This window comes from Saccharospirillum sp. HFRX-2 (assembly GCF_043196805.1).
Lineage (GTDB): Bacteria > Pseudomonadota > Gammaproteobacteria > Pseudomonadales > Natronospirillaceae > Saccharospirillum.
Genome location: NZ_JBEBMU010000003.1, coordinates 157,870 through 173,137 on the forward strand (window position 1 = coordinate 157,870; position 15,268 = coordinate 173,137).

Sequence of the window (15,268 nt, forward strand, 5' to 3'; positions counted from 1 at the left end):
GGGAAGGTTTGTAAAGATTACGTTAGCGCGCTTCGAGCAATTGGGCGTAAGCAAGGGCAGCGGCGTTAGCTTGCGGATTATGCCCCTGGCGCTGCTGCTGGCGAGCGTGCTTGAGCAATTTGCTCAGGTGACGACGATGCTCGGCATCCTCCGGGTTCCAAAAAGGTGCCGGATTTTCAATCGTTTCGAGCGCGTCGGAACGCACCCACAACCACTCATAAAGACGGCCGTTTTCCGCGACCACGCCTTCATCCAAGATCCCAAAAATCGGCTGCAAAAACTGCCGCACCTGAAACAGATTATTGGCCGGTGAAATCAGCCAATCGATTTGGGCGTCAGTGGTTTGAGCGTTCAGCTGTTGCACGATGCGGATGGTCACTTCATCGCCGACCCCGGCCAGCACCAGCAGATGCTTGCCCGTTGTCGGCAAGGAAATTTGCTCGGCCGGACAACACTGTAACTGATAATGGCGCGCGCCATATTGCTCTAAGCGCGCCGCCAGGTCGGTCATAATGCTGTCGATGCAATCGACAAAATGCACTTGCGGTGCGCGCCCGGTTTCCAGCAGCGCCATGCCGAGCCGGCCATGATCGCAACACAGATCCCAAACGCTGTCGTAGTCATCGGCAACGACGTTGAACAGCGCCGTCAGGCGTTTGCCCAGTCGGGTTTTCATGCTCGCGCGACCGGTTCAACGGCGCGTACTTCGGCTTCCAATTCGGCAATCCATTGGCGGCGGGCGGGTAACAGCTTCACGGCCAGGTAGTACAACGCCATGGCCAGTAACACCAGCGCGCCGGTCACCCACCAGGCATTGTGGTCGAGCAATTCCAACATTAAACCGCCGAAGGCGGGCGCCAGCGAAAACCCAAAATTGCTGAGCGCATTGGCGCCAAAATAACTGCCGCGTAAATGCTGGGGAGCCATCACATCGATCTGAATATTCAGGGTCGGAAACAGCACCGATTCACCCACGCTCATAATCAACGTGGCCAGTATCCAGGCGATGGCAAGCTGTTGCGGCAACCAGGCGTAAGCACTGAAACCGAGCGCGAATAACGCCAGGCTTAAATAGATGCGGTTGTGCAGTTGGATATTGCGCAACAAAGCCAGCATCGGAAATTGAAAGATCAAAATGGTCGCGGCATTGACCATCACCAGGGTCGCATACAAACCAACCGCATCGCCGGGCCGCACCAAACCCAGGTACTGCACCAGGGTAGCTTCGAACTGGCCGTAGCAAGTCATGATCAGGGTGTTGGCGATCACCAACAGCTGAAACGCCTTGTCTTTTTTCAGCACGATCCAGGCTTTCGCCAAGCCTGCTGCGGCTTTTTGATCGTCACTGATACTGGGTTGATGACGGCTGAAATAAGCCAATGCCAAGCCGTATATCACATAGGTCGCCATCACCAAACTGAAGGTCGATTGTTGGGCAGTCAGGCCAAAATAAACCCCACTTAAGGGCCCGGCGGCGGCACCAATGTTGAGAAAATAATAACGCAGATTAAAAGCCAGACCGCGCGCTTCCGGGTCGCTGATTTCGTCGGAAATCATCGCTTTCGAAGGCGGCTCCAGCAGCGAGTAACCGGCACCGACCAGCAAGATGCAGGCGATATAAACCGGTAAATGATGAGCCCACGCCAGGCTACCGAAGGCGATGGCCGATGCCAGTGTGCCGGAAATCATTACCACTCGACGGCCGAAGCGATCGGACAAATTGCCCACGACAAAACTTAACGAACTGCCGGTGAAGGCCGCGCTACTCAAAATCAGCCCGATGGTGAACACCGATAAGTCGAACTGCTCTTTGAGCAAAATGGCCATAAATGGCCAGACCATAAAGTAGGTCAGGCGGGTCAGAAAGGTGCCACCGATAACAGTCCAGATCAGCGGTGAGAATTGCGACAAGCGATGGAGCATCGGCGGGCCCGTACGACGACTGGTGAAGGGGGCTGGATTATAGGGAGCGATGGTCAGGGTGTCACGGCGGCGGAGATCGCCAATGCTTTTTGTCGAACAGGAATTTATCGCGACCAGGCGGGAAAAGTGCCTCTGTTTCGACGCGAAAAAAGACACCGTTAAATCAATAGCAAAATCAAACACTTAATAAAAACGGTACAAAATGTCTCAAAAATGTTTTGACAGCCCCAAAATTGTGCAATTACTATCCATCTATGAAATTTATTTCTTTTAACTGAAATATATTTCAAACAAAGGCGTAATCGACTACCTATGCTGTTCAACGCCTGACGAATCTCAATGCACCTATAAAAATAAGGAGAGTGCTGATGAGTAAGTTGTCCATCCTCAAACGGGGTCTGTGTGGCCTGTCACTGACCCTCGCAGCCAGCCTGACGCTGGCCGAAGAAGCGCCCAGCTCGGGCCACGATCACGGTCCCTTCCGCTGCGATCCGGGCGAAACCTACTACATGAACGTTATGGTCTCTGGCGTCGAGTACTGGTTCCCGGTCTATGAAATGATGAAGCAAGCCGCCGAACAGATGGGTTGCGACACCGTTTACACCGGTACCCCGGAATACGACGTTAACAAGCAGCTGGCGTCTTTCGAGCAGATTCTGGCGCGCGATCCAGCCGGCATTCTGTTGCATCCGATGAACCCCGATCCCTTTATCGAACCGATCAACCGCGCTGCTGAAATGGGCATTCCGGTGGTGACCTTTGCCGCCGATTCTCCCAACAGCGACCGGGTTTCATTTATCACTTCCGACAACTACCAGGAAGGCCGTTACGCCGCCGACACCATCGCCGAAGCCATGGGCGGTGAAGGCGAATACGCCGTGCTGGAAAACCCCGGTCAGGACAACCACGACCGTCGCATCGCTGCCTTTATCGAGCGCATGGAATCGAACTGGCCGGATATGGAACTGGTCGCCCGCGCCGCGAGCAACCAGGACCCGACCCGCGCCTACAACGCGGTACTGACCATGGCGCAAGCCAACCCGAATCTGGGTGCGGTCTTTATGCCCGAAGCCAACTCCGCCCTCGGTGCTGCTCAGGCGGCGAAGGAGTTGGATCGCGGCATCAAGGTATTCAACGCCGACGTTAACGCCAAGATTCTGGACATGATCAAAGCCGGTGAAATCTTCGGTGCGGTCAACCCCAACCAGGGTATCCAGGGTTATATGGGCATGATGTTGCTCTACCTGGCGGCGCATCCGGAACAGATCGATCCGATGAACGATTATCTGCGCAGCGGCTTTAACCCCATGGGTGTGCCCTTTGTCGATAATGGCTTCTCCATCGTCACCGCCGACAACGCCGACGACTTCTATTGGGGTGATTACCTCGAACGTCGTGGCACACGCGGTATTAACGAGTAAGACCGGTTTGGGGGCGGTGCATTCCGCACCGCCCCCGCAGGGATTCTTAAGCACCGCAGGGACGCTGTTTTGGACAGATGGGAGGATCGGTTTTGACACGCTTTGATGAAACCGTCTTGGAATTGATCGGCATCGAAAAAGCCTTCGGCGCGACCCGGGCATTGCGCGGCGTCAACTTCAGTTTGCGCAAGGGTGAAATCCATGCGCTGGCCGGTGAAAACGGCGCGGGCAAATCAACCTTGATGAAAATCATCGACGGCATTCACCAGCCCGACGCCGGTGAGATTCGCGTCCATGGCAAGGCGACGCAGATTGCCGATCCATTGGCGGCGCAAAAAATGGGTATCGGTCTGGTGCATCAGGAAATTGCACTCTGTCCGGATGTGTCGGTTGCGGAAAATATTTCCATGCCGATGCTCAACGCCAGCAAACGCTGGTTTGTGAATTTTCGTGAGATTCGCCGCATCGCTCGCGACGCCATTAAACCGCTGGCGGATATTGATCCGGATGCGCTTATCCAAGAACTGAGTATTTCCAATCAGCAGCTGGTGGAAATTGCCAAAGCCTTAACCCTCAACTGCGATATTTTAATTTTCGATGAGCCGACCGCAGCGCTCACCGAAAGCGAAACTCAGGCACTGTTTCGCATCATGCAGCAGCTGAAAGCCAAGGGCATCAGCATTATTTATATCAGCCATCGCATGGCGGAAATTTTTGAGCAGTGCGATCGCATCACCGTGCTGCGCGACGGCCAGTTTGTGTGCACCGAAAATATTGCCGACACCACGCCCGATGCCATCGTCGGCAAGATGGTCGGCCGCGAACTGGGTGAACTTTATCCGCCTAAATTGAGCACGCCGCCGGAGTCCGGCGAGGTCTTGCTCGACGTGCAAAATTATTCCGATGAACGGCGTTTTCACGATGTCAGTTTCCGCGTCCATCGCGGTGAGATTTTTGGCATCGCCGGCTTGATCGGCGCCGGTCGCAGCGAGGTGGTGAAAGCCATTTGCGGACTGCACAAACGCACCGGCGGCGAGCTGACTTTTTTGGGGCAGCGCGCCGACATTCGCAATTATCAGGACAGTGTCGGACTGGGCATTGTTTATCTGTCGGAAGATCGCAAAGAAAACGGCGTTTTTCTAGACCTGCCGATTGCCGGCAACATCGCCGCGCTCGATCTCGATCAGGTATCGCGTTACGGCTTTGTGAATCGTCGTCTGGAGCGCGAGCAGGCCACCGAACTGGCGCAACGGCTGAACCTGAAATACGGCCGGCTCGATCACCCGGTGTCGTCGTTGAGCGGCGGCAACCAGCAAAAGGTCGCCATTGCCAAGATGCTCTCGGTGAAACCGCGCCTGGTGATTATGGATGAGCCGACGCGCGGCATTGATGTTGGCGCCAAGTCGGAAATCCATCGGCTGACGCGTGAGCTCGCCAGCCAGGGCGTAGGTGTCATTGTCATCTCTTCTGAATTGCCCGAGGTGGTCGGTCTGTGCGATCGCGTCATGGTGATGTGCGAAGGACGCAACAACGGCATCGTCAGTGGCGAGGCAATTAATGAAGATCGGTTGATTCGCCTGGCCTCTGGTCTGGGCCCGGCCGCGGCAAAAACCGGCGCAGAAAACCAGGCGCAATTGCGTGTGCAACCGGCGACCTAAGGCCGTGCAAAACAATAACAACAGGCAATACAGGAGAGTGGTTTTATGACCGCCAATACACCGAGTTTTTCACCCGATCCAGCGAATCGGGGACTGTTCGGCAACATCCGGAAAATGCGCGAACTGACGTTGATTCTGATCATCGTCGGCCTGTTTATCGTGATGAGTTTTGCCTCACCCTATTTTCTGACCTGGGCCAATATGAAGGCCATGCTGCTGTCGTTCTCCACCGAGGGCATTGTGGTGGTCGGCATGACCATGTTGCTGATTGTCGGTGGCATCGATCTGTCGGTTGGCGCGGTCATGTGTCTGGCCATGGTGATGGCCGCCAAGCTGTTTGTGCTGGGGATGAACCCCTGGTTAGCCAGCCTGACGTCAATTGGTATCTGCAGCATCATTGGCCTGATCATGGGCAACTGCGTGACCCGCATTCGCATGCATCACTTTATTGTAACGCTGGCGTTTATGGGCATCGCCCGCGGCGCTTCGATGGTGATTACCCAGGGCACGCCGATTTCGCTATTTTCATTACCACCGGAATTTAAATTCGTCGGTCAGGGCACGCTCTGGGGTGTGCCGTTTTCGATCATTATTTTCTTTGTGGTGGTGATCATCGCCGACTATCTGCTGCGCAACGCCACTGCTTTCCGGAAGATTTTCTACACCGGCAGTAACGAGCGCGCTGCAGAATTCTCCGGCATTCGTACTAACCGCATCAAGATTGGCGTGACGGTACTCAGCTCAACGCTTTGTGGTCTGGCCGGCATTATTTATATGTCCAAATTCGGCGCGGCCACGCCCAACTTTGGTGTCGGGCTCGAGCTCAATATCATCGCCGCAGCGGTGATTGGTGGCGCTTCATTGAAAGGCGGAGAAGGCACTGTATTTGGCGCTATTCTCGGTATCGCTTTGTTATCGGTGGTGTCGAGCTCACTGATTTTGCTCAACGTTTCGGTGTACTGGCAGGACCTGATTAAAGGTCTGATTCTGCTGGCGGCTGTGGCCATCGATCACATCCTGCACAACCGTTCGGTGCAACAGGGTTAAGGCGAAGGAGATGAAGGTGGATTACGACAAGGCGCGATTGTTCAGCCGGATATTGACGATGCATTTTATTGAGCAGCGCAATCAGTCCGATATTTCCAAACTGCTGGGACTGTCGACCGCCAAAGTTAATCGCATCATCCGCCAGGCGCGCGACGAAGGCTATCTGGAGATCAGTATCAAGACGCCTTACCAGTCGTTGTTTGAACTGGAAAAAGCGCTCACCGAGGCCAGCGGTATTCCCGAAGCTTTGGTCAGCCCGACTTACTCGGACGACCCGGATACCGTCGCTCGCACCGTCGGCAGTTCCGCCGCCGACTATCTGCTGCAACACCTGCGCGATGGCGATGTGCTGTGCATCAGTGGCGGCAAGCAGATTACCGAAATCGTTAATGCGCTCAATCCACAGCGCCATTACGACGTGACCGTGGTGCCAGCCACCGGTGGTGTGCAAGGCAAGCATTACACCGATGTAAATCACCTGGCGATGGAGCTGGCCGAACGCCTTGGCGGACGCGCGCTGCAATTGCACGCGCCGCTGTTCGCCGACAGCGCCGAAGAACGCAACATGCTGATGGACATGCGCCAGACGCGCGAAGTGCTCGACAAAGCCCGTCACGCCGACATCGCCTTGCTGGGTATCGGTTCCATCGTGCCCGAGGATTCCAGCTATTTCGATTTACGCGCCATGAGCCGAACCGATCGCGATGCCTTGATCAACGAAGGCGCGACCGGCGATCTGTTCGCCCATCTGTTTAACGTTGATGGCCAATTAGTCGGTCATCAACATAACGAAAAACTGGTCGCGTTAACACTGAATGAATTGCGCGACATTCCACTGTCGGTTGGGGTGGCAGCCTCCGCCAGCAAGGTGAACCCCATCGTGGGCGCTTTGCGCGGTCGCTTTTTCAAAACGCTGATCAGCGATGAAGTCACCACCAAGGCAGTGCTAAAACGCTTGGAAAAAGGAGCCTGACTATGAAGATGAGAACGCTCGGTAGCACAGACATTCAAGCCTCGGTTGTCGGCCTCGGCACCTGGGCCATGGGCGGCTGGATGTGGGGTGGTCATGACGATGACAACTCCATCGCCGCCATCCGTGAATCCCTCGACCGTGGCATCAATCTAGTCGATACCGCTCCGGCTTATGGTCTGGGTCGTTCCGAAGAATTAGTCGGTCGCGCCATTGAAGGCCGGCGCGACGAAGTTATTCTGGCAACCAAGTGCGGCATGATCTGGCACGACGAATCCAAGGGAAAATTCTTCGTCGACGAAGACGGTCAGCCGGTCAATCGCTACCTCGGCCCGGAGTCCATCGAATACGAACTGGAGCAAAGCCTGAAACGGTTGCGTACCGATTATATCGATCTGTACATCACTCATTGGCAGGACCCAACCACGCCGATTGAAGCCACCATGAATAAGTTACTGGAACTGAAAAAGGCGGGGAAAATTCGCGCCATCGGTATCAGTAATGCCAGCGAAGCAGACCTTCGCGAATACCTGAAATTCGGTCCGGTCGATGCCATCCAGGAATGCTATTCGGCCATTGATCGCGGCATCGAAACCACGCTGTTGCCGATCTGCAAAAGCAACGGTGTTTCCTGTTTGAGTTATTCGTCTATGGCGCTGGGTTTGCTCAGCGGACGAATGACTCCGACGCGTCAGTTTGAGGGTGACGACCAGCGCAAAAATAATCCGCGTTTCAGTGTCGACAACCGCAAAAAAGTCGCTGATTTTTTTGCCGATATCGAACCCTTGTGCAGTCAGTACCACGCCACGCCCGGCCAGATCATTATTGCCTGGACCTTGCAGCAACCCGGTATTACCTACGCGCTGTGCGGCGCGCGCAATCCTTCCCAGGCAGCGGAAAATGCTCGCGCCGGCGAGGTTGAATTAAGCGCCGCCGACTGCGCACACATCGAAGCGGCCCGGGCTAAGCACCTGTCGGATATCGACGGCTAGCGCTCACGCCAGCGGGCGCGGTGACGCGCGCCCAATCGACCAAATGCAGATGAGATCAGGGTTATGAACGAGCATAGCAGGGCCGCGCTGTGGCAAAAATTAACCGCCAGGGAAACGGCTGAGGTAGTGGTAATCGGCGCCGGTATTAACGGCATCAGTGTCTATCGCGAACTGGCGTTGCAGGGCATTGATGTGGTGCTGATTGATCAGGGCGATTTTTGTGGCGCCGCCAGCGCCGCGCCATCGCGCATGATTCACGGTGGTTTACGTTATCTGGAAACCGGCGAGACGGCTCTGGTGCGTGAATCCCTGGCTGAACGCAATGCGCTGCTGCACAACGCGCCCCATTATGTACGGCCGCTGCCGACCACGATCCCGATTTTCTACTGGCTCGCCGGTGTCGGCGCAGCGCTCAGTCGTCTGTTCGGTCGCGAACCCGGTCCGTCGCGTCGCGGCGCTTTTATTATCAAGGCCGGGCTTTGGTTATATGACTTCTATACCCGTCGCCGTCAGGCGTTACCGAAACATCGTTTTCGCTCGCGTTCGGCAACCTTAAAGCGCTGGCCACAACTGAATGAAAAACTGGTGTGTAGCGCGACCTATTACGATGCCTGGATCAGTTATCCCGAACGTCTGGCGTTGGAAATGGTGCTCGACACCCAGGCCAGCGCGCCTGATTCGCTGGCGATGAATTATGTCGCTTTGACGAATACCCAAGACGATCAATTAACCCTGACTGATCAACTCAGCGGTGCCCAAACCACGCTCAAACCTAAGGTCGTTATTAACGCCAGCGGTGCCTGGATTGATCACACCAATGAGGCGATGAACAGTGCCAGTGAATTTATCGGCGGTACCAAAGGTTCGCATCTGATTGTTGCCAATGATGAACTGCGCGCGGCCACCGGCGACCATATGATTTTTTATGAAACGCCAGACGGTCGCGTCTGCATTCTGTTTCCTTTTATGGGCCAGGTTTTGGTCGGTTCCACCGACTTGCCAGTGGACTCGCCAAACGAGCCTTATTGCACGCCGGAAGAAGAGCAATACATTCTCGAATCGCTGGCTTATGTGTTTCCTAACATTCGCATTGAGCCGCAACAGATTCTCTATCGTTTCAGTGGCATTCGCCCCTTGCCGCGCAGCGACGCGGCGGTGACCGGCCAGATCAGTCGCAATCATCAGTGCCGCGAAAGCGCGCCAACACCGCAACGGTCTTTCCCGATTTTGTCGATGGTCGGCGGCAAGTGGACCACCTTCCGCGCCTTCGGCGAACAGGTTGCCGACCGGGTTTTGCAGCAGCTTAAACGTGAGCGAAACGTCGCTACCAACGCGCTAGCCATTGGCGGTGGTCGGCATTATCCGAGCGACAGCCGCGCCCGACAAAACCTGCTTAATGATTGGCAACAGCGTTACGCCGAGTCACTGGAGCGCTTGACGCAATTGTTTGAGCGTTACGGTACCCGTGCGGAAAAAGTGCTCGATTATCTGGCTGCTGGCAGCGATCAACCGTTGCGCAGCCTTAACGATTACAGCGAACGTGAAATTGGTTTTCTGATCGAATTCGAGGCGACCCAGACGTTGTTGGATCTGGTCTTACGCCGCACCAGTATTGGCATTGGCGGACGTATTTCGCCCGACTGTTTAATCGAATTACAGGCGTTACTGAACCGGCATTTGGCACTGAGTGATGCCGAAGGTAACGCCATGCTGCAACAAACCCGAGACCAGCTTCGCCGCCTGCATGGCCTGGCGGACTGGCAACTGAACCCCGCCGAACGCAATTCGCGTTCGGCCTGACGCATCATAAGGAGTGCATCATGTTTAATACGCATAAGGTTCGGATGAACCGCTTGTTGAATAACGGCAAATGTCTGGATGTCGCCATCGATCATGGCGTCTGTAATGAGCCGAGTTTTTTGAATGGCCTGAGCGATATGGCCGGTGTGGTTGATCAGTTAGTCGCGGCCAATCCCGATGCCATTCAGATGAATTATGGCCAGGCGGATTTGCTGCAAAACCGCAATGGCAAAGACAAGCCGGCGCTGGTATTGCGCACCGATATGGGTAATCCCTACAACCCGGAACGTCATCGCAGTATGTGGGCGGTGTTGCAGAATGAAGACGATCCGATTAACACAGCGCTGCAAATGGATGCGGCCTGTGTGGTGGTGAATTTATTTATGCTGCCTGATGAACCCGATCTGTTTCGCCAGTGTGTGAAGAATATCGGTAAAGTTCGTAATGCCTGCGACCGTGTCGGGATGCCGTTGATGATCGAGCCGTTGGTGATGCGTCCGCATGATGGCAAGGGCGGTTATATGGTCGATGGCGACCGCGAAAAAATCGTCACCCTGGTGCGGCTGGCGCGCGAGATGGGTGCCGATATTATTAAGGCCGATCCGACGACCGAAGCTGAAGATTTCCACGAAGTGGTGGAAGCGGCGCGTTGTCCAGTGTTGGTCCGTGGTGGCGGCAAAGAGGATTTGTCGGCGGTGTTTGGCAAGGCCGAGCAACTGCTGAAACAGGGCGCGCATGGCATGGTCTATGGTCGTAATATCTATCAGCATCCGGACCCGAGTCGGGTGGTGAAGGCCTTGATGGCGATGATCCATGATGGCGTTAGTGCGCAGGCGGCTATGGGGATTTACGAGCAGGGTTGAGTTTGGAGGTTAGCGGTCCGCTGCCATCTTGGGTGGTCCACTTGGAGGCACGCCGTAAACCCATCCATGGGGGCTCGACTTTGACATCCATGTCAAAGACGTCCTCCAAGCGGACCACCCAAGACAGCCGCTACTGGTGGTGGTTAAGTTCGAAATAAAACAACAACAAAAAGCGAGCAAGTTATGGCAACCCAGACGCCTTTATTACTGGGCATCGATTGCGGCAATACCGTGGTGAAAGCAGCGCTGTTCGATTTGAACGGCCGCGAAATTGCGGTGCATGCTGAAAGTGTCGATACCCAAAAACCGGCGCCCGGTTTTACCGAAACCGATATGGACGAGCATTGGCAGCACTGTGTAAATGCCATTGCCGGTGCCCTGAAAAAAGCCGGTGTGACCGGTGCGGCGATTCAGTCCATCGGCGTCAGTGGCCACGGCAATGGCTTGTATCTGCTCGACCGCGACGGCCAGCCGCTCAAAGCCATTCAGTCGATGGACACGCGCGCCGAAGCTTTGGTCGCCAGTGGCGAACTGGACGAGGCGGCGATTCTGCCGCTGAACCATCAAGGCATCTGGGCGGCGCAGACGCCGGTGTTGTTGCGTTGGTTGCGCCAGCATAAGCCGGAGCTGTATCAGCGCATTGGCACCGCTTTTTTGTGCAAGGATGCTGTGGTGCATCGGCTGACCGGCGCGCGTTCCAGCGACTTCAGCGATATGAGCGGTTGCGGCCTGATCGATTTTGGCCGGGGCGGTTATTCCGATGAACTGCTGGCTGCTTACGGTCTGGACGACGCCCACGACTGGTTGCCGCCGTTGCATCAATCGACCGAGGTGGTCGGCGAGGTGACTGCGGCCACAGCAAAAGCCACTGGCCTCGCTGCGGGCACGCCAGTAGTCGCCGGTCTGTTCGATGTAGTCGCCAGCGCTCTGGGCAGTGGTGTTGAACGCACCGGTCAGGCGTCGTTAATTGCCGGTACCTGGAGCATTAATCAGGTGATCGTCGAGCAGCCGCCCGAGCCCGGCTCGGTGTTTATGGCCAGTACCTTCGATGCGAAGCGTTTTCTGGCGATTGAATCCAGCGCCACCTCGACCGCCAATCTGGAATGGTTTATCCGCGAGTTCTGCGCCGATGAATGCCAGCGCGCGCGTGACCGCGACGCTTCTGTCTATCAGATCATCGCCGAAGAACTCACCGACGTAACGCTGCCCGCCGATCTGCCATTGTTCCATCCTTATCTGTATGGCGCCGGTCAGGCGCTGCACGCACGCGGCGGCTTTTATGGCGTGACTGGCTGGCACGACCGCAGCGCCATGCTCTATGCGTTGTTTGAAGGCGTGGTGTTCGGCCATCGCCAGCATCTTGATCGTTTGCGCGCCGCCGGTGTGCACTTCGATTCGGTGCGCTTAACCGGCGGCGGCGCGCGCAGCGATTACTGGGCCCAGTTGTTTGCCGATGTGCTCGATGTCGAGATCGACACCGCTGACGGCAGCGAAACCGGCGCCCTGGGCGCCGCCATTGCCGCCGGCGTCGGCGCTGGTTGTTTTGCCGACTACGCCGAAGGCACCGCCCGAATGACGCGACTGAGCGCTCACTATCAGCCCTGCACCGATAAACGCGACTTCTTCGAGCGGCGCTATCAGTTCTTCTGCCAGTTGCGCCGCGCCATGGAACCGCTGTGGCAGCAACTGGCCGAGTTTAATCAGGGCCTGACCCCGAGCGATTAATTCCCCGTGAACCCTGCTGACCCGGTAACAGGCACCGGGTCGGCTTTGTGCGGCTTAAAATTTAAATTTGTAAAAACGGTACAAAAAGTCTCAATATAAATTATATTGACCAGATAACAGCGAGAGCGGCGCCTGAGCCGCCCAACAGATGCCGGTCCGCCGGCGGCAAGGAGGGTCCGACATGACTCATAGAATCGTTCTACCCCGACTGATGGAAACCGGCGCCGGCGCAGTGCAACAGGTGCCGGCCTTGTTGCAGACGCTGGGCTGCAAAAAACCGCTGCTGATCACCGATCCGATTATGGTGCAGCTCGGCCACGCGGCACGCCTGCAAGACATCCTGGCGACGGCCAGCATTCACAGCGCAGTGTTTGCCGACACCATGGCCGAGCCGACCGAGGATTCATTGTTACCCGCCGTCGAACAGGTCAAGGCCGGTGATTTCGATGCATTGATCGCCCTCGGCGGCGGCTCGGCCATCGACAGCGCCAAGGCCATCGCCATTCTCGGTAAGCACGGTGGCCAGATGGCCGATTACAAGGTGCCGCGCATCGTCGATGAAGCCGGCCTGCCGGTGATCGCCATTCCCACCACCGCCGGTACCGGCTCAGAAGCGACCCGCGTCACCATCATTACCGATGCCAAAACCGACGAAAAAATGCTCTGCATGGGATTGGGTTTTATGCCGGTCGCGGCGGTGATCGATTACGAATTATCGATGACGGCGCCAGCGCGGGTGACTGCCGATACAGGCATCGACGCGCTGACCCATGGCATCGAAGCTTACGTCAGTCAGAAGGCGAATCAGTTCAGTGACCAGCAGGCGCTCGCGGCCATCGAATTGATTGCGCCGAATCTGCGCCGCGTCTATCACCACCCCGACGACAAGCCCGCGCGCGAAGCCATGATGCTTGGCGCGACTCTTGCGGGCGTGGCCTTTTCCAACGCCTCGGTTGCCTTGGTGCACGGCATGAGCCGGCCAATCGGTGCGCACTTTCATGTGCCGCACGGTTTGAGCAACGCCATGCTGTTGCCGGCCATTACTGAGTGGTCGCTCCCGGCTGCCGAAGCGCGTTACGCCACCTGCGCACGCACCATGGGCATTGCCACCGCAAGCGATAGCGATGCCGCCGCCAACGCCAAATTGCTGGTTGAATTAAAAGCATTGAACGACGAATTAAAAGTGCCAACGCCGGCTGGTTTTGGCATTGGGGAAGGCGACTTTTTCGGCAAGCTGGAATTGATGGCCGAGCAGGCATTGGCGTCGGGTTCGCCGGGTAATAATCCGCGTGTACCGACGGCTGACGAAATCGTCACGCTCTATAAAAAAGTTTGGAATCAGGCTTAAGGAATCACCATGAAAACCATCGAACACTTTATTAATAACGCACGCGTTAGTGGCGCCAGTGAACGCTACGCCGACGTTTATGATCCGGCGACGGGCCAGGTTCAGTCGCGGGTGCAACTGGCGTCGGCCGACGACACCCGCCAGGCCATCGCTGCTGCCCAGGCGGCTTTTCCTGCCTGGTCCACGGCCGCGGCCTTAACCCGCGCACGCGTCCTGTTTCGTTTTAAAGCTTTGCTTGAAGAACACGAAGACGAACTGGCCGAACTGATCAGCCGCGAGCACGGCAAGGTGTTGTCGGATGCGCGCGGTGAATTAACGCGCGGCAAGGAAGTGGTCGAATTCGCCAGCGGTATGCCGCATGCGCAAAAAGGTGAATACAGCCGCAACGTCGGCACCGGTGTCGATACCCACAGCCAGATGATGCCGCTTGGCGTTTGCGTCGGTATTTCGCCCTTTAATTTCCCGGCCATGGTGCCGATGTGGATGTTCCCCATAGCGCTCGCCGCCGGTAATACTTTTGTGCTGAAACCCTCGGAGAAAGATCCGTCGGTGGCGCTGCGTCTGGCCGAATTGTTGCGCGAAGCCGGCTTGCCGGATGGCGTTTTTAATGTGATCAATGGCGATAAAGAAGCCGTCGATACCTTGCTCACTGATGAACGCGTCCAGGCGGTCAGCTTTGTCGGCTCCACGCCCATCGCCGAATACATTTATCAAACCGCCAGCGCCCACGGCAAACGCGCCCAGGCCTTGGGCGGCGCGAAAAATCATCTGGTGGTGATGCCCGATGCCGATCTCGATGGCGCGGTCAGCGCTTTGATGGGCGCGGCTTACGGTGCCGCCGGTGAACGCTGCATGGCGATTTCGGTGGCGGTGGCGGTAACCGACGCCGTCGGCGATGCGCTGGTTGAGCAACTCAAACCCCGCGTCGAGGCGCTGAAAATTGGCGCCGGTTACGGTGTAAAAACCGAAAACGATATGGGCCCGCTGATCACCCGCGAGCATCGCGACAAGGTGCGCTCTTATGTCGATAGCGGCGCGGAGCAGGGCGCGCAGTTGGTTGTCGATGGACGCGATTTAACAGTCGCCGGCCACGAAGATGGCTTCTTTATCGGCGGCTGTCTGTTCGATCACGTTCAACCCAAGATGACCATCTACCGCGAAGAAATTTTCGGCCCGGTTTTATGTGTGGTGCGCGTGCCCGATTTCGACAGCGCGGTGCAATTAATCAACGCTCACGAATACGGCAACGGCACTGCTATTTTCACGCGCGATGGCCAGGCCGCGCGTCGCTTCGGCGAGGAAGTTCAGGTCGGCATGATCGGCGTCAATGTACCGATTCCGGTGCCCATGGCTTATCACTGCTTCGGCGGCTGGAAGCGTTCCCTGTTCGGCCCGCTGCATATGCACGGCCCGGACGGCGTGCGTTTCTTCACGCGCATGAAAACCATCACCACGCGCTGGCCCGACAGCGAGGTCGCGGCACCGGCCGAGTTTGTGATGCCGACGATGAAGTAATTATTT

12 protein-coding genes are annotated in these 15,268 nt (G+C 56.5%); 10 read left to right on the forward strand and 2 right to left on the reverse strand.

Features of this window, described 5'->3' with window-relative positions:
- Nucleotides 1-22: 22 nt before the first annotated feature.
- Nucleotides 23-676 (reverse strand): SAM-dependent methyltransferase, encoded by a 654-nt coding sequence (locus tag ABMA60_RS09095; protein ID WP_392801827.1) that lies wholly within the window; start codon nt 674-676, stop codon nt 23-25.
- Nucleotides 673-1,923: an MDR family MFS transporter gene (locus ABMA60_RS09100; RefSeq protein WP_392801830.1), complete on the reverse strand. Its 1,251-nt coding sequence runs from the start codon at nt 1,921-1,923 to the stop codon at nt 673-675. The genes ABMA60_RS09095 and ABMA60_RS09100 overlap by 4 nt, the downstream gene beginning before the upstream one ends.
- Nucleotides 1,924-2,291: 368 nt before the next feature.
- On the opposite strand from ABMA60_RS09100, the gene ABMA60_RS09105 reads away from it, so the two are divergent.
- From ABMA60_RS09105 to ABMA60_RS09150, 10 genes are all read left to right on the forward strand, one after another.
- Nucleotides 2,292-3,344 (forward strand): substrate-binding domain-containing protein, encoded by a 1,053-nt coding sequence (locus ABMA60_RS09105; RefSeq protein ID WP_392801833.1) that lies wholly within the window; start codon nt 2,292-2,294, stop codon nt 3,342-3,344.
- A gap of 92 nt (nt 3,345-3,436) precedes the next feature.
- A complete protein-coding gene (locus tag ABMA60_RS09110; protein WP_392801836.1) occupies nt 3,437-5,002 on the forward strand; it encodes a sugar ABC transporter ATP-binding protein in 1,566 nt (521 codons plus the stop codon).
- A gap of 45 nt (nt 5,003-5,047) precedes the next feature.
- Nucleotides 5,048-6,049, forward strand: a complete 1,002-nt coding sequence (locus tag ABMA60_RS09115) for an ABC transporter permease (protein WP_392801839.1) — start codon at nt 5,048-5,050, stop codon at nt 6,047-6,049.
- Nucleotides 6,050-6,065: 16 nt separating this feature from the next.
- A complete protein-coding gene (locus ABMA60_RS09120) occupies nt 6,066-7,022 on the forward strand; it encodes a sugar-binding transcriptional regulator (protein ID WP_392801842.1) in 957 nt (318 codons plus the stop codon).
- A 2-nt stretch (nt 7,023-7,024) separates the two neighbouring features.
- Nucleotides 7,025-8,011: an aldo/keto reductase gene (locus ABMA60_RS09125; RefSeq protein WP_392801845.1), complete on the forward strand. Its 987-nt coding sequence runs from the start codon at nt 7,025-7,027 to the stop codon at nt 8,009-8,011.
- Nucleotides 8,012-8,074: 63 nt separating this feature from the next.
- Nucleotides 8,075-9,811, forward strand: a complete 1,737-nt coding sequence (locus ABMA60_RS09130; RefSeq protein ID WP_392801847.1) for an FAD-dependent oxidoreductase — start codon at nt 8,075-8,077, stop codon at nt 9,809-9,811.
- A 20-nt stretch (nt 9,812-9,831) separates the two neighbouring features.
- Nucleotides 9,832-10,674: a class I fructose-bisphosphate aldolase gene (locus ABMA60_RS09135; protein ID WP_392801850.1), complete on the forward strand. Its 843-nt coding sequence runs from the start codon at nt 9,832-9,834 to the stop codon at nt 10,672-10,674.
- A gap of 183 nt (nt 10,675-10,857) precedes the next feature.
- On the forward strand, nt 10,858-12,399 hold the full coding sequence (locus tag ABMA60_RS09140; RefSeq protein ID WP_392801853.1) for an FGGY-family carbohydrate kinase: 1,542 nt from the start codon (nt 10,858-10,860) through the stop codon (nt 12,397-12,399).
- A gap of 181 nt (nt 12,400-12,580) precedes the next feature.
- Entirely contained in the window at nt 12,581-13,747 is a 1,167-nt protein-coding gene (locus ABMA60_RS09145; RefSeq protein ID WP_392801856.1) for an iron-containing alcohol dehydrogenase, read from the forward strand.
- A 9-nt stretch (nt 13,748-13,756) separates the two neighbouring features.
- Entirely contained in the window at nt 13,757-15,262 is a 1,506-nt protein-coding gene (locus tag ABMA60_RS09150) for a CoA-acylating methylmalonate-semialdehyde dehydrogenase (protein WP_392801858.1), read from the forward strand.
- Nucleotides 15,263-15,268: the final 6 nt, after the last annotated feature.

Excerpts from the sequence above, each read along its gene's own strand:
- ABMA60_RS09150 (WP_392801858.1), top strand. The coding sequence starts at position 13,757 with ATGAAAACCATCGAACACTTTATTAATAACGCACGCGTTAGTGGCGCC.
- ABMA60_RS09145 (WP_392801856.1), top strand. The coding sequence starts at position 12,581 with ATGACTCATAGAATCGTTCTACCCCGACTGATGGAAACCGGCGCCGGC.
- ABMA60_RS09105 (WP_392801833.1), top strand. The coding sequence starts at position 2,292 with ATGAGTAAGTTGTCCATCCTCAAACGGGGTCTGTGTGGCCTGTCACTG.
- ABMA60_RS09135 (WP_392801850.1), top strand. The coding sequence starts at position 9,832 with ATGTTTAATACGCATAAGGTTCGGATGAACCGCTTGTTGAATAACGGC.
- ABMA60_RS09125 (WP_392801845.1), top strand. The coding sequence starts at position 7,025 with ATGAAGATGAGAACGCTCGGTAGCACAGACATTCAAGCCTCGGTTGTC.
- ABMA60_RS09140 (WP_392801853.1), top strand. The coding sequence starts at position 10,858 with ATGGCAACCCAGACGCCTTTATTACTGGGCATCGATTGCGGCAATACC.
- ABMA60_RS09115 (WP_392801839.1), top strand. The coding sequence starts at position 5,048 with ATGACCGCCAATACACCGAGTTTTTCACCCGATCCAGCGAATCGGGGA.
- ABMA60_RS09130 (WP_392801847.1), top strand. The coding sequence starts at position 8,075 with ATGAACGAGCATAGCAGGGCCGCGCTGTGGCAAAAATTAACCGCCAGG.
- ABMA60_RS09095 (WP_392801827.1), bottom strand. The coding sequence starts at position 676 with ATGAAAACCCGACTGGGCAAACGCCTGACGGCGCTGTTCAACGTCGTT.
- ABMA60_RS09100 (WP_392801830.1), bottom strand. The coding sequence starts at position 1,923 with ATGCTCCATCGCTTGTCGCAATTCTCACCGCTGATCTGGACTGTTATC.